The 22,187-nt window shown below is 50.3% G+C and carries 24 protein-coding genes; 7 read left to right on the top strand and 17 right to left on the bottom strand.

What is annotated here, in order from left to right; translation table 11 throughout:
• Positions 1 to 190: 190 nt before the first annotated feature.
• From DWB84_RS03830 to DWB84_RS03810, 5 genes are all read right to left on the bottom strand, one after another.
• Positions 191 to 1,693 carry a YdiU family protein gene (locus DWB84_RS03830; protein WP_187408413.1) on the bottom strand — a complete coding sequence of 501 codons (1,503 nt, stop codon included), beginning with the start codon at positions 1,691 to 1,693 and terminating at the stop codon, positions 191 to 193.
• Between the two features lie 76 nt (positions 1,694 to 1,769).
• Entirely contained in the window at positions 1,770 to 3,098 is a 1,329-nt protein-coding gene (guaD, locus tag DWB84_RS03825; protein ID WP_187408412.1) for a guanine deaminase, read from the bottom strand.
• Between the two features lie 8 nt (positions 3,099 to 3,106).
• On the bottom strand, positions 3,107 to 3,718 hold the full coding sequence (locus DWB84_RS03820) for a thioredoxin family protein (protein WP_255428807.1): 612 nt from the start codon (positions 3,716 to 3,718) through the stop codon (positions 3,107 to 3,109).
• Positions 3,719 to 4,125: 407 nt separating this feature from the next.
• Positions 4,126 to 5,100 carry a YbhB/YbcL family Raf kinase inhibitor-like protein gene (locus DWB84_RS03815; protein WP_187408411.1) on the bottom strand — a complete coding sequence of 325 codons (975 nt, stop codon included), beginning with the start codon at positions 5,098 to 5,100 and terminating at the stop codon, positions 4,126 to 4,128.
• A gap of 337 nt (positions 5,101 to 5,437) precedes the next feature.
• Entirely contained in the window at positions 5,438 to 6,229 is a 792-nt protein-coding gene (locus DWB84_RS03810) for a polysaccharide deacetylase family protein (RefSeq protein ID WP_187408410.1), read from the bottom strand.
• A 171-nt stretch (positions 6,230 to 6,400) separates the two neighbouring features.
• Here DWB84_RS03810 and DWB84_RS03805 point away from each other — a divergent pair, with 171 nt between their 5' ends.
• From DWB84_RS03805 to DWB84_RS03785, 5 genes are all read left to right on the top strand, one after another.
• Positions 6,401 to 7,621: an RNA polymerase sigma factor gene (locus DWB84_RS03805; protein WP_187408409.1), complete on the top strand. Its 1,221-nt coding sequence runs from the start codon at positions 6,401 to 6,403 to the stop codon at positions 7,619 to 7,621.
• 102 nt (positions 7,622 to 7,723) lie between these two features.
• Positions 7,724 to 8,086, top strand: a complete 363-nt coding sequence (locus DWB84_RS03800; RefSeq protein WP_187408408.1) for a YciI family protein — start codon at positions 7,724 to 7,726, stop codon at positions 8,084 to 8,086.
• A 17-nt stretch (positions 8,087 to 8,103) separates the two neighbouring features.
• On the top strand, positions 8,104 to 8,970 hold the full coding sequence (locus DWB84_RS03795; protein WP_187408407.1) for a GyrI-like domain-containing protein: 867 nt from the start codon (positions 8,104 to 8,106) through the stop codon (positions 8,968 to 8,970).
• Positions 8,971 to 8,988: 18 nt separating this feature from the next.
• Positions 8,989 to 9,393: a VOC family protein gene (locus DWB84_RS03790; protein WP_187408406.1), complete on the top strand. Its 405-nt coding sequence runs from the start codon at positions 8,989 to 8,991 to the stop codon at positions 9,391 to 9,393.
• A 106-nt stretch (positions 9,394 to 9,499) separates the two neighbouring features.
• Positions 9,500 to 9,847 carry a GFA family protein gene (locus tag DWB84_RS03785; RefSeq protein WP_187408405.1) on the top strand — a complete coding sequence of 116 codons (348 nt, stop codon included), beginning with the start codon at positions 9,500 to 9,502 and terminating at the stop codon, positions 9,845 to 9,847.
• On the opposite strand, the gene DWB84_RS03780 is transcribed toward DWB84_RS03785, so the two are convergent.
• From DWB84_RS03780 to sbcB, 3 genes are read right to left on the bottom strand one after another with little or no spacing between them, the layout of a single operon-like run.
• Positions 9,848 to 10,774, bottom strand: coding sequence for a pirin family protein (locus tag DWB84_RS03780; RefSeq protein ID WP_187408404.1), 927 nt, complete (start codon positions 10,772 to 10,774; stop codon positions 9,848 to 9,850).
• A gap of 31 nt (positions 10,775 to 10,805) precedes the next feature.
• Positions 10,806 to 11,144, bottom strand: coding sequence for a hypothetical protein (locus tag DWB84_RS03775; protein WP_187408403.1), 339 nt, complete (start codon positions 11,142 to 11,144; stop codon positions 10,806 to 10,808).
• Between the two features lie 28 nt (positions 11,145 to 11,172).
• Positions 11,173 to 12,618 carry an exodeoxyribonuclease I gene (gene sbcB, locus DWB84_RS03770; RefSeq protein ID WP_187408402.1) on the bottom strand — a complete coding sequence of 482 codons (1,446 nt, stop codon included), beginning with the start codon at positions 12,616 to 12,618 and terminating at the stop codon, positions 11,173 to 11,175.
• Positions 12,619 to 12,729: 111 nt separating this feature from the next.
• Between sbcB and can the strand changes: the two genes are divergently transcribed.
• Positions 12,730 to 13,365: a carbonate dehydratase gene (can, locus tag DWB84_RS03765; RefSeq protein ID WP_187408401.1), complete on the top strand. Its 636-nt coding sequence runs from the start codon at positions 12,730 to 12,732 to the stop codon at positions 13,363 to 13,365.
• A 143-nt stretch (positions 13,366 to 13,508) separates the two neighbouring features.
• Here can and DWB84_RS03760 read toward each other — a convergent pair whose 3' ends face one another.
• From DWB84_RS03760 to apbC, 4 genes are all read right to left on the bottom strand, one after another.
• On the bottom strand, positions 13,509 to 14,672 hold the full coding sequence (locus DWB84_RS03760; protein ID WP_187408400.1) for a PHB depolymerase family esterase: 1,164 nt from the start codon (positions 14,670 to 14,672) through the stop codon (positions 13,509 to 13,511).
• Between the two features lie 197 nt (positions 14,673 to 14,869).
• Positions 14,870 to 15,331: a hypothetical protein gene (locus DWB84_RS03755; protein WP_187408399.1), complete on the bottom strand. Its 462-nt coding sequence runs from the start codon at positions 15,329 to 15,331 to the stop codon at positions 14,870 to 14,872.
• 12 nt (positions 15,332 to 15,343) lie between these two features.
• Positions 15,344 to 15,913, bottom strand: coding sequence for a dCTP deaminase (gene dcd / locus DWB84_RS03750; RefSeq protein WP_187408398.1), 570 nt, complete (start codon positions 15,911 to 15,913; stop codon positions 15,344 to 15,346).
• Between the two features lie 49 nt (positions 15,914 to 15,962).
• Positions 15,963 to 17,039 carry an iron-sulfur cluster carrier protein ApbC gene (gene apbC, locus DWB84_RS03745; protein WP_187408397.1) on the bottom strand — a complete coding sequence of 359 codons (1,077 nt, stop codon included), beginning with the start codon at positions 17,037 to 17,039 and terminating at the stop codon, positions 15,963 to 15,965.
• A gap of 172 nt (positions 17,040 to 17,211) precedes the next feature.
• On the opposite strand from apbC, the gene metG reads away from it, so the two are divergent.
• Positions 17,212 to 19,233, top strand: a complete 2,022-nt coding sequence (metG, locus tag DWB84_RS03740; protein ID WP_187408396.1) for a methionine--tRNA ligase — start codon at positions 17,212 to 17,214, stop codon at positions 19,231 to 19,233.
• Positions 19,234 to 19,287: 54 nt separating this feature from the next.
• Here metG and DWB84_RS03735 read toward each other — a convergent pair whose 3' ends face one another.
• From DWB84_RS03735 to DWB84_RS03715, 5 genes are all read right to left on the bottom strand, one after another.
• Positions 19,288 to 19,629: a hypothetical protein gene (locus DWB84_RS03735; protein ID WP_187408395.1), complete on the bottom strand. Its 342-nt coding sequence runs from the start codon at positions 19,627 to 19,629 to the stop codon at positions 19,288 to 19,290.
• A 158-nt stretch (positions 19,630 to 19,787) separates the two neighbouring features.
• Positions 19,788 to 20,168, bottom strand: a complete 381-nt coding sequence (locus tag DWB84_RS03730; protein ID WP_187408394.1) for a hypothetical protein — start codon at positions 20,166 to 20,168, stop codon at positions 19,788 to 19,790.
• Positions 20,144 to 20,929 carry a hypothetical protein gene (locus DWB84_RS03725; protein WP_187408393.1) on the bottom strand — a complete coding sequence of 262 codons (786 nt, stop codon included), beginning with the start codon at positions 20,927 to 20,929 and terminating at the stop codon, positions 20,144 to 20,146. The genes DWB84_RS03730 and DWB84_RS03725 overlap by 25 nt, the downstream gene beginning before the upstream one ends.
• Complete coding sequence (locus DWB84_RS03720) at positions 20,914 to 21,138, bottom strand: hypothetical protein (protein WP_187408392.1); 225 nt, start codon at positions 21,136 to 21,138, stop codon at positions 20,914 to 20,916. Before DWB84_RS03720 ends, DWB84_RS03725 begins: the two co-directional genes overlap by 16 nt.
• A gap of 94 nt (positions 21,139 to 21,232) precedes the next feature.
• Complete coding sequence (locus DWB84_RS03715; RefSeq protein WP_187408391.1) at positions 21,233 to 22,015, bottom strand: sulfite exporter TauE/SafE family protein; 783 nt, start codon at positions 22,013 to 22,015, stop codon at positions 21,233 to 21,235.
• Positions 22,016 to 22,187: the final 172 nt, after the last annotated feature.

Raw genomic sequence — 22,187 nt, 5'->3', positions numbered from 1 at the left:
AAGAAGCCTCAATTGGCCAATCCAATAGCACAGGGGCGCATAAGATAATCTCTCGCACCAGGCCACGCAATACATTTACTAACACGCTAATTGCAAATGTCGTCAGCTGACCTTAAGGAATATCTATCAATACATCCAAAAATCCGCACTACCGCCGGAAGGCTGATCTTCCACTTTACCTTGCCAATCGCTAGGTGCCACAAAACGTTTTATAAGGAATGCCACTTTGCACTGGTCTACGAGAGTATTTTTCCTTGCCTTGTTGTTCTGTATATGGGTGCTGCAACACTGAAAGAAATTCTTCAAATAGTGTGTAATCCCCGTCCTCCACCGCCGCACGCAGTACTTCCTCAACATTTTGATTGCGCGGGATATAGAGAGGATTCACCTTTAACATTCTTGCCGTAATTTCTTCCGCACCCACATTCTCCTTTGCCAAACGCTCACGCCATTTCGTGAGCCAGGATTCCAGCAGAGATTCGCACGAGGTAAATAATTGATGAAATCGAGAAGTCGAAGAAACGGGCGCAACGCAATCCGCCAAGTAACGAAAAGCCAAGGTAAAATCCGCCCGACCATCGCGCATAATTTGCAAAAATTCGGCGACGAGGGCTTCATCTCCTGGAGAAGCGCCTAAAATACCGATTTTTTTGCGCATCCCCGCCAGCCAGAAATCATTGAATAGCTCGGAAAAATCGCCCAAAGCGGTTTGGGCTTTTTCAACTGCGCGGTCGATATCGGAATCTATAAGAGGCAATAAACATTCGGCAAAACGCGTAAGGTTCCAAAGCGTTATTGCCCCTTGATTGCCGTATGCATAACGTCCTTCGCGATCAATAGAGCTGAAGACCGTGGACGGATCATAAATGTCCATAAATGCACAGGGGCCGTAATCAATGGTTTCACCACTGACCGTCATATTATCGGTGTTCATCACGCCGTGAATAAATCCCACCTGCAGCCAACTCGCCACCAAACTTGCCTGGGCATGCATGACTACTTCCAAAAGCGCCAGATAGGGATTTTCCGCCGAAGAAATCGCCGGGTAATGACGTTGAATTACATAATCTGCGAGCTGCTTTAAGCCGTCATAATCTTTGCGGACATAAAAATACTCAAAAGTACCAATCCGGATATGACTCGCAGCCACACGAGTTAAAACAGCCCCAGGCAACGCAGTTTCCCGATAAACCGGCTCTCCCGTTGTCACCGCAGCGAGCACACGCGTGGTTTTAATACCCAAATGATGCATGGCTTCGCTGACCAAATATTCACGCATCACCGGACCGAGTGCTGCCCTTCCGTCGCCACTGCGAGAATAGGGAGTGCGCCCGGGACCTTTAAGCTGAATATCACGACGATTGCCGCTGCGGTCCACCACCTCACCCAATAATATGGCCCGACCATCACCAAGACGCGGATTCAAATAACCAAACTGATGCCCGGAATACGCCTGCGCAATGGGCTCGGCCCCATCCGGTATAGCATTGCCCGCAAATATCTGAATCCCTTGTTCGCTCTCCAGCTGAACCGCATCCAAACCCAACTCTGTCGCCAATGCGTGATTGACTTTGATCAGCGCGGGGTTCACCACAGGGGTGGGATTGACGCGGGAAAAAAATGCAGGGGGTAAGCGTGCGTATGTGTTATCAAACTGCAAACCGGCAAATCCGGTGGGTCGCACAACAGTCATGACCAGTCTCGAAGATTGAATAGTTTTGCATCATAACATTGAGCACTGCCGGAGCAACCGCAGCAAAGCCTCACAATTAAACTCCTCCTCGTCTATAAGCGCACTTACCCATCAGATAGGTTGCTTCCACCACGCGGTCATCAGCCAATGTTTGCAATACAAAAAACAAATCCCGCAACGCAACTTCCTGCTGCTCCGCAAGCTTCAGCCGATCCAACAAGTGCCGCAATCGAAAATCCAATAAAGGCGTGGCTTGCGCGCCCAGAACAATAAAGTCTGCCTCTTTGCCACGTGAGAAATTGCCAATATGGCGATCAAGATCCAGCGCTTTTGCACCGCCCAACGTCGCCAAATAAAGCGCATAAAATGGATCAAGCTTACAATTGCGCAGCTGCTGAATTTTGTAGGCTTCACCCATTGTGCGAAATAATGAAAAACTGGTGCCTGCACCCACATCCGTACCTAATCCAACGCGAACCTGGTGCTGTTGTACCTTTTCCAAATTGAACAAACCCGACCCCAAAAATAAATTGGATGTAGGGCAATGAGCGATAACCGAATCCGTTTGCTTTAAGCGCATGCACTCCTGATCACACAAATGAACACCATGAGCAAATACGCTGCGCCGACCAAGTAATCCCGCTTGATCGTACACATCTAGATAATTCTGAGCAGCTGGAAATAACTGTTTAACCCACTCTACCTCGTCCGCGTTTTCGGCCAAATGAGTGTGCAAATAAACACCCGGATATTCCTGCAGCAAATCCCCTGCCCTTTGCAACTGCGCATCCGTACTGGTAGGTGCAAAACGGGGTGTTACCGCATATTGCAAGCGATCTACACCATGCCATTTTTCTATGAGTTTTCGGCTATCGACATAGCCCTGCTGTGGCGTATCCAATAATTCAGCTGGTGCGTGGCGATCCATCAACACTTTTCCCGCAATCATACGAGCACCGCGCCGCTGTGCCTCGCGAAATAATACATCTACCGACACAGGATGGACGGTACCGAACACCAATGCCGTTGTTGTGCCATTGCGGAGAAGCTCATCCATAAACGACGAAGCCACACCCGCTGCATATTCCTCATCTGCAAATTTTGCTTCTGTGGGGAAAGTATGATTCTGCAGCCACGACAAAAGCTGGTCGCCATAGGCAGCGATCATTTCCATCTGCGGATAATGAATATGGGTATCCACAAACCCAGGCACAATTAAACGGTCCGGAAAATGCTGGACCGGAATGTTTAACTGCGGCATAAGCTCTTTGGCCGCCCCTACCTCACGAATGCGACCATCTTCTATCAATAAAACTCCGTCTTCAAAATATTGCCAGGCACTTTTCCCCAGCACTGATGGGTCATCAAGGAAGTGAAAAATTCTAGCGCGATATGCCTGCAACATTATCTGCGTTACCGAGGTTCGTTGCCGGGTTTCCATTTGATATTGCATCCCATAGAGGGATATTGGTTCTCAGGGATTTTTTGGCCGCTCAACAGAGTATCCAAAGCTTTTCGCAAAGCCTCCCCCGTCGCAGGATTTACCGAAGAGTCATAATTACCGGAAGAAATTCGATTTGGCCGCGTATCATCAAATTGTCCGCGATAGACCAGTTTTCCTTCTTTATCGAACACATACAAATCCGGCGTACAAGCAGCGTCATAAGCGCGGGCAACCTCTTGCGATTCGTCGTACAGATACGGAAAAGTATAACCACGTTTTTGCTTTTCCATTTTCATATTTTCAAAACTATCCGCAGGATACGCTTCTGCATCGTTACTATTTATCGCAACAAATGCGACGTCTTTTGTTTGATATTCCTTTGCAAGCGAGGCCAGAGTCGGCGCTATATGTATGACATAGGGGCAGTGGTTGCAGATAAACATCACCACCAAAATCTTGTTCTGCGAAACACTTTCCAAACTGACCATATCGCCATCTGTCGACGGAAGATTAAAACCCGGTGCGGGACTGCCTAAAGTCATCATTGTGGATTGTGTAAGAGCCATATCTTTCTCCAACAAGGGTAAAGCAACCTCATTTTATATGCGATCTCGATAAATATCTGGACACGGTCCTCCCGCAAGAATTCATTCACCCAAGCTATGGAACAGACCAGACTCCGCTGACTCGAGATCACCCAGCCGTAAATCATACCGCACTATCGAACCAAAGGGCTCGAGATCAACATCTAACCAGGGCAAACATTTACCAGTCGGACCTAGACGCGAGAAGCCCCATATCCGCGCTAATGGTCCATCCATTGGCGATAGTGCGGTGCGGTTGCCATTAGGAATTCTGCTATTAAAAAGGGAATAGAGGTTTTTCCCAAATCAAAACATGCATTGCAATTATGGAGACGATGAAAATATTTGGACATAAAAAAGGCGAGCATCCATAGAATGCCCGCCCTCATGAAACACTCAGCTTTTTATTTGAGTGCATCCTCTATCGCCTGCAACTCGGCGTCACTCAGGTTAGCTACCTCATCGACCCAGAACATTGCAGCACGAATTTGCTGTGCGGTCCTACCGCGTTTTGTTGAGTTTGCCAAGCTGCCATGACAACTTGAGCAGATAGATTGATACAACGCAGCGCCGTCTATCCCGCCAGAACTGCTCGAACTGGATGAGCTTGAACTAGATGAACTTGACGAGCTCGAGCTGGAAGAACTTGAGCTGGAAGAACTCGAGGAACCACACAAGGGAGCAGCATCTGAATTTACCCTCACCTCTGCTTTTGCTATCGCAATTGAGCCCAGGTATTCATCCAGGTCTTCCACCGAGCCGTCATGCTCTATAGAAGCCTGATCCAATGCATAAATAGTGAAAGTGTAATTGTGCAGATCTCGGTGCCCACCGTTGGAACAGTAATTGTAACTGGGGCAAGGGCCAAAGTATTTATAAGGACTACTGATGTTGGCACTCTTCTGCTCCGCACCTCCCATTTCACTCGGATTACGAGTCGCGGAAAGATTTCTTGGTAACAAGGTAATACTTTCTGGAATATTCCATATCACCCAGTGATATCCCAAGCTCGGATTGGATCCACTCAACGCCGTCAAATCTTTAAACGAAATGGCATAAGTTTTTGTATTGTCTGGTGCATCAGACCAATACAATTCCGGTGAAATACCATCACCGAAGGCTTTTCCTTCACAACTGAACTCCGCTGGCAACGAACCATTTGCATCAAATGATGCACTGAGAATTGTGAAGTCTGCCCCACCCGATGAACTGCTGCTCGCCGAAGAACTGCTGGATGATGAACTACTGGAGCTTGAGGAAGAAGAGGAACTGCTGGAAGAACTGCTACTGGATGACACATCCCCACCGCCATCACTCCCGCAAGCTGCCAATGCCGCCGACAACGTAGCCAACCCGCACACCACAAAGATTTTATTCATAGCTGATCCCGCCTTGATATTGAATGTGAAACCTTCCGGATATCTGAAATCAATATCCCGATAAACCCTATGTGATGAGGGCGATGCGTCCTTACCGCCTCTACCGTCAGAGCATCAACACTCCGCAGAGTCTATTCCACACTCAAAATTTGCCGCGAGATCAAGTTCATAAAAACGTGATAATTGAGAACATATTCCTCTTTTGCTTTTGTTTCGATTCGATCCGACGCATCTAAAAGTTAAATTATTTATAAGATTAAAAGGCAATTATCTTATTTAGATAAATCGGACTCATCCTTGAGTCGACAAAAAATTACGATTGATCTTGCATCAACCATTAATTTGGACTTTCACCGACCCCGACTTTTCCTGCCTGTCTGACATATTTCATAATATTGATATAGGTATCCGTCCAATACATATCCCGATTTTTTGCCAAAAACTTCAGCAACTCTTCGTGCGCCTCGTTGCTAACGGACAAATGATCGCCGTTAATTCCGTGGAAAATAATATTCACCACTCCGCCATTTTTTGCGGATTTTTGCACGAATTTAATTAACTCTTTGCCACTGACACCCTCTGGCAACAGCATGGATGACGGAATGGTCTCCGCACCTTTGATGCCGACAAACATATGCGCCAAGTGTTCCACGAAATTACCATCGCTCACTTCCCAATCCAGACAAGGCGGCGTGAGTGTGCGTTCAGTTTTGCCATCTATGGCATATAAAAATGCGTTGGCGGTGGATAATTCATCCTGTATTTGCGCCATATTTTTCTTATCCAGATCATTGTGATCTGCCACCCATGATCGGCCCGGTTTGGATTTGGCACAGGCGTGGAACAAGGTGTGATTGCCAAGCTCGTAACCGTCTGCGGCGACTTTGCGCCATTCGGGTAATCGGGCAGCAAGCACGGGGGAGGAAAGAATGGGGTAAAAACTGGCTTTGATGCCGTATTTTTTTAATGCTGGCACGGCGTTATCCAGCTGCGAGTTGAGAGCGTCATCGTACGACAGGCTTACTGCTGCCTTGGCATTGCCCGGCCATACAATCGGCGCGGCGTGGCTGATGGGTATCTGCAACGCAAGGTATAACGACGACAAAATCAGCGGTAAACGAAATGACATAAAGAGTGATCCTCGCAATAAGTCTGTTGCCTCATAGAATGTAGACGCTATCTCAAAAAGTGTTGAGCGCCTACTCTCTTGCCCTATTTGCACAAATTCGAACAGAAATGGGGTGGCATAGATACCAGCCTCATGGTAGAAACCCCTCTTTCCGGCTCATGAGGGCATCTGATGCAGGAGCAGATTGAAACCATCTATCGGCAGGAGTTTCGCCGCATATTCGCCACGGTTGTGCGCATGGTGCGCGACTTCGATCTGGCGGAGGATGCATTGCAAGAGGCGTTCGCCATCGCCATGCAGCAATGGCCGGAGGATGGGTTGCCAAGAAATCCGCGCGCCTGGTTGGTATCGACCGCGCGCTTCAAAGCCATAGATCGATTGCGCAAGGAAGCTCGCCTCGACTCTCTGGAGGATTTGCCGCACGAACCCGAGGCCGATACGAAAGACGCTGAAGATACCAGCATTGCCGACGACCAACTCCGCCTGATCTTCACCTGTTGCCACCCTGCCCTCGCCCCCGAACTGCAAGTTGCCCTGACGTTACGAGAGATCTGCGGACTGACCACCGAGGCCATCGCCAGCGCCTTTCTGGTAACGCCGACGACCATGGCGCAGCGCCTAGTGCGCGGCAAAGCCAAAATCCGCAATGCTGGCATTCCATACGAAATACCGTCCCATAAACATCTGGCCGAGCGCCTGCACGCCGTTCTCACCGTTATCTACTTGGTTTTCAATGAGGGTTACCACGCCTCCTCCGGCGATAGCCTGGAACGGGTCGATCTGGCGGTGGAAGCCATCCGACTCGGGCGCCTGCTGCTGGAGCTTCTACCGCACGCGGAAGTCCGCGGATTGCTGGCGCTTATGTTGCTTCACCATGCACGCCGCGCCACGCGGGTGTCTGCGGATGGGGATCTGCTTCTCTTGGAAGAACAAGACCGGAGCCAGTGGGACAAAGACATGATTCGCGAAGGCCAGGAACTGCTGGAAAGCTCTTTGTTGACCCGCCAATTCGGTACTTTCACGGTGCAGGCCGCCATAGCCGCCGTCCATGCCGAAGCGCCTTCGGCCGATGCCACTGACTGGCCGCAAATCGTCGCCCTCTACGATGTGCTCTATCGCATGACACCTTCACCCATAGTGGCGCTCAATCGCGCTGTCGCAGTTGCTATGCGGGATGGGCCAGACGCAGGCCTGACTTTGATAGATAACCTTTTGGCAGGCGACGAATTACGGCGTTATCACCTGGCTTACGCCGCCAAAGCCGATCTGCATAGAAGGCTCGGTCAGTTTCGGGAAGCACGTGTTGCCTATCAGCAGGCGTTAGGGTTGGCGCAACAAGACGTGGAAAAACGATTTCTCGAAAAACGGCTTGTGGAGATAGACGCTGTTTAAGCGGCAAAAATATTTTTTGCTTTTGTCGATTCTCAGTCTTCATGTTCGACTAGTGAGCACAACCAGCACCTATACACCCTGTTAGCACAAAAGGTAAAGCTTATGAAATACATGATGTTGATCTATAGCGCCGAGTCCCTTTGGACCGAAGAAGAAAGGGCCAAGTGCATGGAAGAATCTGTGCAACTGACGCATCAATTACACACCCAGGGAAAATTCATCAGTGCATCCCCGCTGCATTATGTCGATACTGCCACCAGCGTTCGGGTGCGCGATGGCAAAACGCTAATTACCGATGGTCCCTTTGCGGAAACGCGTGAGCAGCTGGGCGGCTACTACATAGTCGACGTCGATAATCTGGATGAAGCCATCGACATCGCTAGCAAAATTCCCGGCGCGCGCAAAGGTACTGTGGAAATCCGCCCTATTTTTCACCTCGATAATCTCCCTGTAATTAACAATTAGGCAATTAAGGTAGAGGCATGAAAGTTATCGTATTTGTTAGAGCAACAGCGTCATCCGAAGCGGGCTTGATGCCCAGTGAAGAATTGATAACCGCAATGATGGAATACAACCAGCAATTAATTGATGCGGGAATTATGCTGGGCGGGGACGGCTTTCACCCAAGCAACAAAGGTGCGCGCGTTGTTTTTTCCGGAAAAAATCGCTCCGTTAAACACGGACCATTTCCCACCAACGAAGTCATTTCCGGTTATTGGTTGTGGCAGGTGAAATCCATGGAAGAAGCCATCGAATGGGTAAAACGCTGCCCCAACCCTATGCCGGAAGATTCAGAAATCGAAATTCGACCGATATTTACTGCGGAGGATTTTGGTGATGCCATGACGCCGGAATTGCGCGAGCGGGAAGATCAAATGCGCGCGCAGGTTCCCGAGCCAGACCGCTGGGAGAAGAAACCTGCACGCACATTTGCCGGAATCAGCCGCACTTATTCCTTCAGCAAGCGCGACACAATTCCGCAACAATGGATTGATTTTTCCCCTTATTTGGGCAAGGTGCCGGGGCAAATTGGCAAGGATTCTTACGGCATTTGCACTTTCGCCAATATCGACTCCTTCGATTATGCAACCGCAGTGGAAGTCGATGGCAAACACGACCTGCCACCCGGATTCACGCGTCTCGAATTAGCACCGCAACACTACGCCGTATTTATCCACCCCGGCCATATTTCCACTATTGCCGATACCATAGGCGCGATTTGGCAAAAATGGCTGCCCGCATCCGGCTTGCAAGCGGCTAATGCACCTTCATATGAACGTTATACCGAGGAATACAATCCGCAGACCGGATTAGGTGGAACGGAAATCTGGATTCCCATTCAAAATTGACATTACGGAGAATGAACCATGAACCGCAAAATTTTCGTCAACCTGCCAGTAAAAAATCTCGATCATTCAATCGCGTTTTTTCTGGCATTGGGGTTTTCTCTCAACCAACACTTTACCGATGCGACTGCGGCCTGCATTGTCATCAGCGAAGACATTTACACCATGCTGCTGACTGAAGAAAAATTCACATCCTTTTCACCTCATCCTGTCAGCGATGCAAACAAGGCTACCGAAGTACTGCTTTGCCTTAGCTGTAATAGCAGAGAAGAAATAGACGAGCTGGTAAAAAAAGCAGTTGCCAACGGCGGCTCTGTTTATCGCGATCCAACGGATTACGGATTTATGTATTTGCACAGCTTTAAAGATCCGGATGGTCACGTTTGGGAATTATCCTATATGGACCCCGCAGCTATCCCATCCTGACGCACCAATCCGACGATTGCACATCTCAACCGCATCCGAGAAAATCATTTGTCACCGGCCATACTAATGCCGGTGATTGCGTCTTTTGAATAACGAGGAAAATCCAATGACTCAGAAAGGCAGTTGCCACTGCGGCAGAATCTCATTCGAAGTGGAAGGCCAACTCGGCGATGTCATTGAGTGCAATTGCTCACATTGCCAGCGCAAAGGTTATCTATTGTGGTTTACCGGGCGCGATCAGGTAAAACTTTTGACCCCTGAAGAAGATATGGCGACTTACACCTTCAATCGCCATGTTATTCAACATCACTTCTGCCCCGTATGCGGCTGTGCACCGTTTGGATTTGGTAAAGATCCGCAAGGAAATACCACCGCTGCGATCAATGTTCGCTGCATTGAGGGCATTGATTTGGATAAGCTGACACGCATTCCCTACGACGGCAGAAATTCCTGATCAAGACCTCCATGGGATCGGGGGCGGCGCGAGCCGTTTGGTCGCCCCTGGCACCGGCGCAAAACGGCCGCTCTTCGCCAACCAATCTTCCTGCGCCTGGATAATCGTCGCGCGATCATGACCGACAAAATTCCACCAGATTAAGACTTCGTCGGTTACCGGCGCACCGCCGACCAATAATGCGCGGCTGGGGCCAGTTGTCGAAATAGTTAAACTGCGCCGCCCGCAGCCGAGATAGGCTAAATCATTTTCAGCAAAGGTTTCGCCTTCAATATTCAATGAACCGGACAAAGGTAAAAGTCCGTATTCAAAATCCTCGCGCAATTCCAAGATGGTTTCGCCCGCAGCAAGAATTTGCAGATCCACTCCAACTATGGGAGAAAAGCGCAAAGTGGGCGCGGTTTTATTCGCATATTCGCCAATCAGCAAGGTCAATTCCGCGTTCTGCGCCTGCCATTTCGGCAAGTCCGCATAATGGTCAAAACGCGGCTCTGTATCCGCCTGTTCCTTCGGCAAGGCAATCCACAACTGCGCGGCGTGTATCGCATTTTGTCCGGGCAAAGCATCTTCCGTATGGGCAATACCCCGGCCCGCTGTCATTAAATTCACTTGCCCTGGGCGAATGACCTGATCGCTGCCGAGGCTGTCGCGATGCAGAATTTCCCCCTCCATCATCCAAGTAAAGGTTTGCAAACCAATATGCGGATGCTCGCCAACATGGAGATCAATCGCGGCATTCCGCAGAGGACCTATATGATCGAGAAAACACCAGGAACCCACCAACCGGCGCGCACGTCTCGGCAAAACCCGATTGACCGCAATACCGCCCACATCCGTGACATGCGGCGTTACCCGCTCGAGAACCGGCTTTACAGCCGCCGGGCATTCCAAAGACGAGGCAAAATCTTTTGGCGATTCACTGCTCATGGCATCACACCCTATTTGAAAGACGGCAGTTTTAAGACCGCTCGTGGATTTTGAGAAATTGCTTTTTAATTAGCACAATCATAATGACAGCCGCGCGTTCAACTATATGCCGCTCATCCTGCACATCGTTTTTTTCACTCGAATTGCCACCTGAGTGCTCGCGAATCACTTGCTGAATACGGGCGAACGCATTTTCGGTTTTTGCCAAATCCGGCACAGCTCGTGTAACTGCAGCCAAAACCGTCGCATAATCCGCATTCAATTTCTTTAACAATTTTGTCGCATGACGCTCCAGCTCCTTGAGCTTCATGTCACGCAATTGCGGCACCAACTCAGCTTCGCTGGCATTTAATAATTCAATTGTTTTCATTGACTCTTATCACTCAAATTCTTTCTTGTTACCAGCAGCACTTAGACCCAATCTGATACTCCTGCGTCAGCGCGCGACTGTAGCGAAACAATTGCTGAAGTACGATTTTTTGGTCTTTGTTCAATTCGCGAGTTTCGTCGATCTGGCGAATTTTTTCCTGCAGCTGGCTGATCGACAGAATACCTTCATCACCGTTTTGCAAACGCTCGCGACAAAATTCCAGCCACTGATGCCTTTCGATTTCGCTCAAGCTGGACGGATAGTTGCGCGCTTTATAGCGCCATAGCATTTCCTGCAGGCGCTTATCGCGAAAAACAAAATTTTGTGTTGCCAGAATCCTGGCATCCGCTGCACGCACTTGTGCCATAACGGGCTTATCCTGATCGGAGATAAACCCCTCGTACAACTGCCTCTCCGGATCGCGACGCGGCGCAAATCCTGTGCTCATGACTTGCTGCACTTTTTGCTTCAAGTCCACACCCAGCAATTGCCGCCAATGGTTTTCACATTTTTCCTTGTCGATTTTTAAACGGCGGGCAACATCGTCATTCAATAATTTCGGCGTAGCCAAAATCGGACATTTATTTAAATGAATACATTTCAACGGAATGCGCTCCTGCCCTTCCGGCAAGTCATCCTGAGAAGTAAAAACCCGCTCAGCGATGCTGTCTGCATCCAGATTGATCAAATCGCTTGGATCAGCAGAAAGATTAAATACAATAACGGCGTTTTTATTCGTCGGATGCATGGCGAGCGGCATAACCAAACCAGCACAGCCATTTTCAGAAGAAAATTTTGACGAAATATGCAGCAGCGGTTTGCGATTAACCAAATCGATCAATTCCGCGACTTTATTTTTGCCTTTGTACTGCAATACATAATCGTACAAAGCGGGCTGCCGACTTCGGATCAAGCGCGCCAACTGAATGGTCGCTTCCACATCGGAATACGCATCGTGCGCATGTTGATGGCCAATGCCATTAGCGGCGGTGAGAAGCTCCAGGCGGAAACTGACCCGACCATCGACCACCGGCCACTCGATCCCCTCCGGCCGCAGCGCGTAACACAAGCGCACCATATCAATAATGTCCCAGCGGCTGTTGCCATTGGCCCATTCCCGCTCGTAAGGATCATAGAAATTGCGATATAGGGTATAGCGCGTAACTTCGTCATCGAAGCGAATGGAGTTATAACCTACGCCGCAGGTGCCAGGCTGAGCCAGCTCGGCGTGAATGCGCGCAATAAACTCCGCCTCCGTAGCACCTTCATCCAAAGCTTTTTGCGGCGCTATGCCGGTGACAAGACAAGCTTCAGGATGGGGCAGAATATCCGGCGCGGGACGGCAATAGAGCCGCAGAGGTTCGCTGATGATATTGAGGTCTTCGTCCGTGCGTACACCGGCGAATTGCACCGGCCTGTCGACTGACGGATCCGTTCCCCAGGTTTCGTAATCATGCCAATAAAATGTGCCCATAATCTCGGCTCGTCTCTTGCAAGCGACAAAGCTTAGCATGGCCAACCCGTTTTCGTTATACTGCGGTCCTTTGCCGTTTTGCCTATAGCTCGCCAATCTGGAACCGGATCTATGACTGATTTGCGCTTTCTATTTGAAAACAACGTCCGCTGGGCCGAAGACATCAAATCACAGGATCCAACCTTCTTCGAAAAGCTCTCGAAACAACAATCGCCAGAATTTCTCTGGATTGGCTGCTCCGACAGCCGGGTCCCTGCCAATGAAATCGTCGGCCTTCTGCCGGGTGAATTGTTTGTCCATCGCAATGTCGCCAACGCCGTTGTTCACACTGATCTCAACTGTCTCTCCGTGTTGCACTACGCGGTATCCGTACTCAAAATCAAACACATTATTGTGTGCGGCCACTACGGCTGCGGTGGTGTGCAAGCGGCATTGGGAGATCGTCAATACGGTCTGGTGGACAACTGGCTGCGCAATATTCGCGATGTTTATTACAACAATCGCGAGCAATTCAATGATTCCCTGACCTTACGCGAAAAAGTCAATTTGCTGTGCGAACTCAATGTCGCGCAACAAGTTGCCAACGTCTCCCATACCAATATTGTGCAGAACGCCTGGGATGCGGGGCAGGAATTATCCATTCATGGCTGGATTTACGACATTCATGACGGCCTGCTGAAACAGCTCACACCGATTATCAATTCCGCAGAACAGATTCCTGAGCAATATAGAGCGAGAAAAATCTAATTCTCGCTTTCTGAGATTCGAGTCACCAAATAAAAAATGAAATCAACGCTGCTGCATACTGCCATATCAGCGAATTACGCAGCAGCTTAATCCATATCATTTACGTCCTTTCTTAAAAAATTCCCAGATCACTTTTTCCGCATCTATATCTTGATTGCGAAAACCATTGTAAGGCTGTACCGCAATATCGACAGGCGTGGGGCATGATTTGGCCAAGCGTGACCAGCGGCGGAAACAATTTCCAAAACGGCCAACCGCGCACCTGACGCGCCTCTAGGATAGTCATAGCGAATGATGCTGGAATTCACCGAGGCTTGTGCCCATGGAGCACTATCGTCGGACGGGCAATAACCTTTGCCTTCGATATGGCGATTGGGAAGGAAGCTTATTTTTTTGCGCTGTTCTGGAATTTTTAACGCCTCACGCCAAGCGGTGAGAGAATCCTGCATCAACTCGGAGTAGGCGAAGCCGGCATCGGCAAAAATGCGCTCCAGCAATGTATCTCCGGGGCTGTAGATAAACATCATATCCAATGGAAGCTGCGGGCGCTGACCACAGGCGAACCACTCCACATTGGCCGGCAAGGAATACACCGGCATAACGGCCCCCACTCCCGCGAGCAGCTCCGGCATTTCCCGCGCAGCGCGCTGGACCATTTCACCGCCGTTGGACATGCCCATCAAATAAATCCGTTTTTTGTCTACCGGCAGACCTTCTTGTTGAACCTTGCGAATGACCGTTTTCAGATAGTCCACATCATCGACGGAAAAAAATTCGGGTCCAGTGCCAGGTTTATTGAAACAGGCGCGCCAGTAACCGCCGTTGGCAAAAAAAGGATCGTTCGGGTTGTCGTTAGTCAAATCACTCGGAGCATAGGAGTTGGCGTAGACCAGCAGGAATTTTTCCCTGTCCGCCAGCCGCTCGACACGATCACCCCAATCCCATTCGCGCCCTACTTCCGCGCTCAGGCTCGCACCGGGGAGCATAATGACGAGTGGATATTTTCCATGGCGGTGCAGACCTTTCGGCACATATTGCAAATAGCGCCGCAGCACCGCCTGGTCAGGATTGAGCAGATCGGGCTGAGTGAAAGTGCGCACCTGCACACCCGCCTTCACCACTCCGTCCCACGTTTTGGTTGGGTCGCCATCGTAATTTCCCACCTCTGTTGCACGCGGTTCCGCATACGCACAGACGACCGTCAGCAAGCTGATCCAAATGCCATTTAGAATCTTGCAACACAACGCTTTTATTCCAGACCGAAAAAACGCAACAGCACCTTTATGGAACTCGTTTAGCAATTTCATCTTGGTTCTCCTGATGTGTTTGTGGAGGTCAGAAGAACATACGGAAGTTGCCGTTTAGGGAAAATCCTTTAAAAACAGAAATGATTGGAGGGTATGCGAAAGGTAGGAGTTTCTTGCCTTGGTAAGTTTTTAGTAAGGACTTCTGCGGCGCGGAGATACACAACCGTGGGCCTGGCGCGCCGCAACGAGGATTAAAGTTATGCCGTTTTAACCAGGTAAACCATATTCAGCAACACCATCATGTGACACGCCAATACCGTCCAAATAAATTTTTGGTGGGTTTTTAAAAAATCCCCTTCCACATTATTGGTTTTGCGCACCCACCATAAGTGGGCCCAATGCAGAAAAGTAAAAATACCGGCAGCAACAATTTGTTTTTGATGTTGTACGGCAAGAAAAGCACTGACCGCCAACCCGGTTATCAACAAACCAACCAGCGTGTGCAATACGGCAAGTTTAGGGCGCGTTGCGGCGTTAAAGCCCAGCCATCCGGCCGTACAAAAAATCAGAACCGTAAATGACCATAAAAGAAAAATCGGCACTTCGGCGTTAGCCGCCGGACCGAGAATCCAAGGTGCGATGGCGCCACCGAAAAAGGGAATGATCGCGACAAAATACACTCGCCCCATCAGCTGCTGATATTTTCCCGCGTCACTCACGTTGCGTCTCCATCAGGTCTTCGGCAGAGTCACGCCGCGTTGTCCCTGATATTTTCCGCCGCGGTCTTTGTAAGAGGTATCACACACTTCGTCGCTTTCGAAAAACAACATCTGGGCCACACCTTCATTGGCGTAAATTTTGGCGGGCAGAGGTGTGGTATTGGAAAATTCGAGGGTGACGTGGCCTTCCCACTCCGGCTCCAAGGGCGTTACGTTGACAATAATGCCGCAGCGGGCGTAAGTGGATTTACCCAAGCAGACGGTCAATACGCTGCGCGGAATCCGGAAATATTCCACTGTGCGAGCCAATGCAAAGGAATTGGGGGGAATAATGCAAACGTCGCTCTCGACGTCGACAAAACTGTTTTCATCAAAATGTTTTGGATCCACCGTCACGGAACGAACGTTGGTAAAAATCTTGAATTCGTTTGCGCAGCGAACGTCGTAACCATAGCTGGATGTGCCATAGGAAATCAGGCGATTGCCATCAGCGCCGTAGCGAACCTGGCCGGGTTCAAACGGCTCGATCATGCCGTGCTGTTCCGCCATGCGGCGGATCCACTTATCCGATTTGATGGACATAGGTATTACAACTCCAGAAGAAATCAAAAATAAAAATCTGCACCAGCGATCAATCGTCGCTTATGGAAATTGTGGGAGCCGCTTCTCCGCGCAGGGATTTTTCCCACAGCAGCGCGCCGACTTTGGCTGCGATCTCGCAATAATTGCGCGCAACGGCAGAATCCGGCTCCGCCACTACCGGCGGATTGCCGCTGTCGGTCTGCTCACAAATGCTCATTTGCAACGGCAGACGGCCCAACATTTCCACGCCGTATTGCGCGGCCAGACGATCACCACCCGCAGTGCCAAAAATAGCTTCCTCATGGCCGCAATTGCTGCAGATATGCAGCGACATATTTTCCACTATGCCCAACACCGGAATATTGACCTTGCGGAACATTTCGATGCCTTTGCGCGCATCTGCCAAGGCAATATCCTGCGGCGTGGTGACAATCACCGCACCGGAAACCGGCACCGCCTGCGCCAGGGTCAATTGAATATCACCCGTACCGGGCGGCATATCGACGATCAGGTAGTCCACATCTTGCCAATGCGTCTGGTTGAGCAATTGTTGCAGAGCACCGCTGACCATGGGGCCGCGCCAGACGACCGGCGTTTTTTCGGTCACCAGATTGCCCATGCTGATCATCTGCAGACCATGCGCGCGAATTGGCAACATTTTGTTGGGGCTGTGCATTTCCGGTCGCTTGTCGGCAACACCGAGCATCAACGCCTGACTCGGCCCATAGATATCCGCATCCAGCATTCCGACATTGGCGCCAGCCCGGGCCAAAGCCAGGGCCAGATTGACGGCGGTCGTCGACTTGCCGACCCCGCCCTTACCGGAGGCGACGGCGATGATATTTTTGACCCCGGGGATCACGCTCTGGTTATTCACCGTCGCCACTTGACCTACGCGCCAGCTGGTTTGCAACTCGACACGCTCAAAGGAAGGGCGAAACAGGCTTTGGACTTGATCGACGACGACTGCATCCGGCGTAAAAGGGTAGCCAAATTCAAGTTGCAGGGAGAGCGAGGTGCCGCTGCTATCGGCCTTTTGCAAGGCATCGGCTAAAGAGAGTCCCGCGGCATGAGGCAAAGACACCTGCTGCAAACGCTCGCGGACCGATTCAAACAACGAAGCCATAGCACCCCCAAACCCTACCCGATTGACAAGGGCGGCATTCTACCCGCGAACCCGGCCAGTGCCCAGAACGAATGCGGTTGCGACATGCACGCGCACCCCCAAACTGGTATGATCCCGCCCTTTCCGCGCCCTGGCGCAAGCTCCCATCAACCGATCAAACAGCAAGCAGAATATGACCGCACAACGCAAGATTCTCGTGACAAGCGCCCTGCCCTACGCCAATGGTTCGATTCACCTGGGCCATATGGTGGAAACCATACAAACGGATATATGGGTGCGATTCCAGAAAATGCGTGGCCACGATTGCATCTATGTCTGCGCCGACGACGCCCACGGCACTGCCATCATGCTCACCGCAGAGAAGCTGGGCAAAACGCCGGAGCAACAAATTGCCGATATGAAGGCAGAACACGAGCGGGATTTTGCTGGCTTCCTGATCGGCTTCGACAACTACCACAGCACCCATTCCAGCGAAAACAAGGAGTTATCCGAGCTGATCTACTCGCGCCTGAAAGCCAATGGCCATATCGCCGAGCGCATGATCACGCAGGCCTACGACCCGGAAAAAGGTTTGTTCCTGGCGGACCGTTATATCAAAGGCACCTGTCCGAAATGTAAAACGCCGGACCAGTACGGCGATAACTGCGAAGCCTGCGGCGCGACCTATTCGCCGATGGATTTGATCGATCCCAAATCCGCGATTTCCGGTGCGACGCCGATCGCCAAAGAATCCAAACATTTATTTTTTAAATTGCCGGAATTTACCGAATATTTGCGCGAGTGGACGCGCGCCGGCCATTTGCAACCGGAAGTCGCCAACAAATTGGCTGAGTGGTTAGAGGGCGGTTTGCAGGAGTGGGATATTTCCCGTGACGCGCCCTATTTCGGTTTTGAAATTCCCGGCGAGCCCGACAAATATTTTTACGTCTGGCTGGATGCACCAATCGGTTATATGGCGAGCCTGAAAAATCTGTGCGATCGCACAGGCCGCGACTTTTCCTCTTATTGGAAACCGGATTCTGATGCTGAGGTTTATCACTTTATCGGCAAGGACATCATTAATTTCCACGCTCTGTTCTGGCCGGCGATGCTCTCCTCCGCGCAATTCCGCACGCCGACCAAGGTCTGCGCGCACGGATTCCTGACCGTCAACGGTAAAAAAATGTCGAAATCGCGCGGCACATTCGTTAATGCCCGCACCTATCTCGAACACCTTGATCCGGAATATCTGCGCTATTACTACGCCAGCAAACTCACCGCTGGTGTTGATGATCTCGACTTGAACCTCGACGATTTCGTTGCGCGCGTCAATTCCGATCTGGTCGGCAAGGTGGTCAATATCGCCAGCCGCACTGCCAAATTTGTGCAACAGCAAGGCGGCGTATTGTCACAGGAAATTGCCGATACAGCTTTGTGGCAAAAATTTGTCGATGCCAATGAGCCAATCGCACAATTATTTGAAGAACGAGACTTCGGCCGTGCCATGCGCGAAATTATGGCGCTGGCGGATGCGGCCAACGAATATATTGCGACCCAAGCACCTTGGAGCATGGCAAAAGAAGCCGGGCGCGAAAAAGAAGTTCTGGCTGTTTGCACCCTCGGCATCAATATGTTCGCTGCCTTGATGACATGGCTCAAACCTGTGCTGCCCAAAACTGCAGCGGCAGCAGAAGAATTTCTCGATACTGAATTAACCTGGCGCAACGCCACTTTGTTTTTGAGTTCGCACAAAATCAATGCATTTAAACCACTGATGCGGCGCGTGGAATTGGAGAAGGTCAATCAAATGATCGAAGCCAGCAAAAGCGAAGCACCCGCTCCCGCCGCTGCCGCGCCCACTGGCTGGCTGGCAAAAGATCCTATTGCGGAAGAAATCGAATACGCCGATTTCGCCAAAGTGGATTTGCGCATCGCCAAAATTATCGCGGCAGAACCTGTAGCAGGTGCGGATAAATTGCTGCAATTGACCCTGGACTTGGGCGGACAGACCCGCAATGTATTCGCCGGAATTAAAAGCGCTTACGATCCTGCCACCCTGGTCGGCAAACACACCGTTATGGTCGCCAACCTCAAACCGCGCAAAATGAAATTCGGTTTATCCGAAGGAATGGTTCTCGCTGCAGGGCCGGGCGGAAAAGAAATTTTCTTGCTGGAACCCGATACCGGCGCAGAACCGGGAATGAAAGTGATGTAATCATCAACCAACGCCGGACAATGTCCGGCGTTTTTGTTTGTAGGTCAGAACACGTCAAGATCGGAACACGACATCCGCAAAAACAAGTCCAAGAAAAAACAACCAGGATAAAAGAAAAAAAATACTGAGCAGCTTATCTCGCCGAGTCGCATATTTTCTTACATTGGCAACATCAAAGATTCGCTGAAGTCTCATTGCCTGCCGTTCGGGCAATACAATTCCGTAAGCGTAAAACATCGAGCGAACCCCAAATTCATCCCAGGCACATGGATGCTTTCCGGTAGAGTTGAGCACTTTCCGGTCAATACCGGCCATGGTGATTCTGGCGAACAACAGGCAAGAAAACAGGGGGAGGAAAATCGCTACCGCAAACGCCCAGAAAAACCAGCCGGTCATAGTTCATGCACCTAAACCGTCAAAAATTTCTATCCCAAAGACTCCCGGTAAATTCTCTAACGCTATTGTCGACATAACTTCCGGCGCCAAATCCGGCTGCCACGCCTAACCCTATTACTACTACCCACCCAATTGGCGTAAGGCCAAATCCAGCCGCCTTAAAAACGAAGTTCTACCTCACCCAATAAAACAGCAACAAAGGTACCCAGTATCCAACAACTCATAAGTAATAGAAAAAGAATGGCGCAAATCCTATCTCCCGGTGATGAGTAGGATCTGACAAGGCGAGCATCGATCAAACGCTTGTCAATGCGGTACGCGATTTTCTCGGGGAAACCAAGGGCGCAGGCATAAAAAACTATACGACCACCCACACCGTCCCATATAAAACTATCGGGCAATCCGTCTTCCTTCATCTGTTTTTCGATGCGGCGCATTGTCATCTGAGCAAAAAGCAGCCACATACAAAAACTCGAGAACATGCCTGCCACAAAAAACCAGACAAAAAACAGGCTTAAAGGCTGAGAGGGAGTTTCCATTTTCTATCCCAAATTGTCGCTGCCACTGATTGACCTACATTATCCATTGCCATTGCTGCTCCAAACCCGACCACAACACCTGCCCCAATTAGGACAACCCATCCTACTGGCGTAAATCCAAGTCCAATCGTGGTCAACCCCGCCACAGCCACCTTGCCAATGAACATTCCCGTTGCTGCACCAAGGCCAAACCCAGTGGTTTGAATCGTGGCTTCTCGCTGCCAATTACCACCTTGTCTATGAACATTACGCACTTTATTTACCCGTATTCCTGCATCAAGAGCGATCAAACCTTTTCCTGCGTAGGAAATCCCTTTTGCCATGCGCGCGATTTGCAATGCTTGTGCGTTACTTGCAACGTTGATTCCTCGACCACGTCTTCTAGCAAGCGTAATACCTCTATCCGCACCGGCTAACGCATTACCACGGTTTTTACCTAAGCTATTTGCTGGCGCAACCTTTTTAAGTTCAGTCTGATATTTCTTTTGTAGTTCTGCATACGCAGAGCGAACTTCATTTTCGAGAGTTATTCTGGAAGCGCTAGCGCCTCGCCCCACGCCTTTCTGTTTGTTCAAGGCGATTAACGCATTCTGATATCGAAGTAACGCTTTTTGAAATTCGTTTAGGCGGACTTCGCTAGCTGTTGCACCAGCGCCAAGCAAGCTGCCGGTATTCTGGAGGTCTAAAAACGCAAGGTTATCGTTATAAAACGCGGCTAAGGCTACAGTGAAATCACCAAATACATCTATGGTAGATACCAAATTCTGTCGTGCTGGTACAGAGAGGTCACCAAGGGTTTGGTAATGATTTTGCTCTCAGGACAGCTGCCTTCTGCAAGGCAATAAGGCACACCTGCATCAAAACTGGAGCAGGAAAACGCGTTGTTTTGAACAAGACTTGCCGAAGGTTGAGTGTTGCCAAAAATGTCTTGAACGGAAAGATTTTGCGAAGGAAAGAATATCTCAGGCATTGTTATCCCTAACTTGCTGGCTGTTGAAGAAAGTTAATTGCAGAAGCGGCCACAGCCTAATTGCGACCACCACTACCGGTCAACACCCTGTAGATCAAAAAACCAACTTCCCCCCAACAAAGATCAGCATCACCGCCAACGCCGGCCTTAAATAATGATCGGCGACGCGGTGGGCGAGATGGCTGCCGAGGTAGATTCCAGGGAGTGATCCCAATAGCAAGTTGAGCAGAAGCGGCCAGTCCACGTTACCTAATCCCGCATGGCCCATTCCCGCCACCAAGGTAAGAGGAACTGCGTGGGCAATTTCGGTACCGACCAAGCGCACGGTTGGCAGCAGTGGGTACAACATAAACAGCGCAACTGTACCGAGTGCGCCCGCGCCAATGGAGGTCAGTGTCACCACTGCGCCCAGGACAACCCCAGTACCAATGGTAGCGATCGCCTGCTGGCGCCGGGTCATCCGGGTCAACCAGCCGTTGTTGTTGCGGCTGTAGGCCATTAATTGGGATTTAAAGAGAATCGCCACAGCAGTGAAGATCAGGGCGTAACCAAGGGTGGTGCGGATCAAGCTGTTCAAACGCTCTGTATCCACGCTGATGCTGTGCAGTATCCAAAGCGTCAATGCGGCAGCAGGCAGGCTGCCCAGCGCCAGCTCTCCGGTAATGCGCCAATCGATATTGCGTTTTTTGTGATGGACGTGAATGCCGCCAGCTTTGGTAATGGCGGCGTAGAGTAAGTCTGTACCAACGGCACTGGCGGGAGAGATGCCGAAGTGCAAAAGGATTGGCGTCATCAGTGAGCCGCCGCCCACTCCGGTCATGCCGACAATAAAACCCACCACTAAACCGGCTACGATGTAGCCTATTTCAAAATCCATAATTCCGCCGCTGCTTGTTCTGTAATCAACATTCGGTGTTTAAAAATCAACAGGCGGCGCAGACTACCGATTTTTTAATGCCGTCTCTAATGCTTTTTGGTTCTTTTGTTATAACCAAAAAACATAAAAGCACTTATAGAAGCACGATGAACGGCAATGCCGTTTGACGATA

It is taken from the genome of Saccharophagus sp. K07 (assembly GCF_014336955.1).
GTDB lineage: Bacteria > Pseudomonadota > Gammaproteobacteria > Pseudomonadales > Cellvibrionaceae > UBA5868.
The sequence above is the reverse complement of the archived record's forward strand: the minus strand, read 5'-3'. Positions and strand labels throughout refer to the sequence as shown.

Coding starts and splice junctions, on each gene's coding strand:
- DWB84_RS03830 (WP_187408413.1), bottom strand. CDS start 1,693: ATGACTGTTGTGCGACCCACCGGATTTGCCGGTTTGCAGTTTGATAAC.
- guaD (WP_187408412.1), bottom strand. CDS start 3,098: ATGTTGCAGGCATATCGCGCTAGAATTTTTCACTTCCTTGATGACCCA.
- DWB84_RS03815 (WP_187408411.1), bottom strand. CDS start 5,100: ATGAATAAAATCTTTGTGGTGTGCGGGTTGGCTACGTTGTCGGCGGCA.
- DWB84_RS03810 (WP_187408410.1), bottom strand. CDS start 6,229: ATGTCATTTCGTTTACCGCTGATTTTGTCGTCGTTATACCTTGCGTTG.
- DWB84_RS03805 (WP_187408409.1), top strand. CDS start 6,401: ATGCAGGAGCAGATTGAAACCATCTATCGGCAGGAGTTTCGCCGCATA.
- DWB84_RS03800 (WP_187408408.1), top strand. CDS start 7,724: ATGAAATACATGATGTTGATCTATAGCGCCGAGTCCCTTTGGACCGAA.
- DWB84_RS03795 (WP_187408407.1), top strand. CDS start 8,104: ATGAAAGTTATCGTATTTGTTAGAGCAACAGCGTCATCCGAAGCGGGC.
- DWB84_RS03790 (WP_187408406.1), top strand. CDS start 8,989: ATGAACCGCAAAATTTTCGTCAACCTGCCAGTAAAAAATCTCGATCAT.
- DWB84_RS03785 (WP_187408405.1), top strand. CDS start 9,500: ATGACTCAGAAAGGCAGTTGCCACTGCGGCAGAATCTCATTCGAAGTG.
- DWB84_RS03780 (WP_187408404.1), bottom strand. CDS start 10,774: ATGAGCAGTGAATCGCCAAAAGATTTTGCCTCGTCTTTGGAATGCCCG.
- DWB84_RS03775 (WP_187408403.1), bottom strand. CDS start 11,144: ATGAAAACAATTGAATTATTAAATGCCAGCGAAGCTGAGTTGGTGCCG.
- sbcB (WP_187408402.1), bottom strand. CDS start 12,618: ATGGGCACATTTTATTGGCATGATTACGAAACCTGGGGAACGGATCCG.
- can (WP_187408401.1), top strand. CDS start 12,730: ATGACTGATTTGCGCTTTCTATTTGAAAACAACGTCCGCTGGGCCGAA.
- DWB84_RS03760 (WP_187408400.1), bottom strand. CDS start 14,672: ATGAAATTGCTAAACGAGTTCCATAAAGGTGCTGTTGCGTTTTTTCGG.
- dcd (WP_187408398.1), bottom strand. CDS start 15,913: ATGTCCATCAAATCGGATAAGTGGATCCGCCGCATGGCGGAACAGCAC.
- apbC (WP_187408397.1), bottom strand. CDS start 17,039: ATGGCTTCGTTGTTTGAATCGGTCCGCGAGCGTTTGCAGCAGGTGTCT.
- metG (WP_187408396.1), top strand. CDS start 17,212: ATGACCGCACAACGCAAGATTCTCGTGACAAGCGCCCTGCCCTACGCC.
- DWB84_RS03735 (WP_187408395.1), bottom strand. CDS start 19,629: ATGACCGGCTGGTTTTTCTGGGCGTTTGCGGTAGCGATTTTCCTCCCC.
- DWB84_RS03730 (WP_187408394.1), bottom strand. CDS start 20,168: ATGGAAACTCCCTCTCAGCCTTTAAGCCTGTTTTTTGTCTGGTTTTTT.
- DWB84_RS03720 (WP_187408392.1), bottom strand. CDS start 21,138: ATGCCTGAGATATTCTTTCCTTCGCAAAATCTTTCCGTTCAAGACATT.
- DWB84_RS03715 (WP_187408391.1), bottom strand. CDS start 22,015: ATGGATTTTGAAATAGGCTACATCGTAGCCGGTTTAGTGGTGGGTTTT.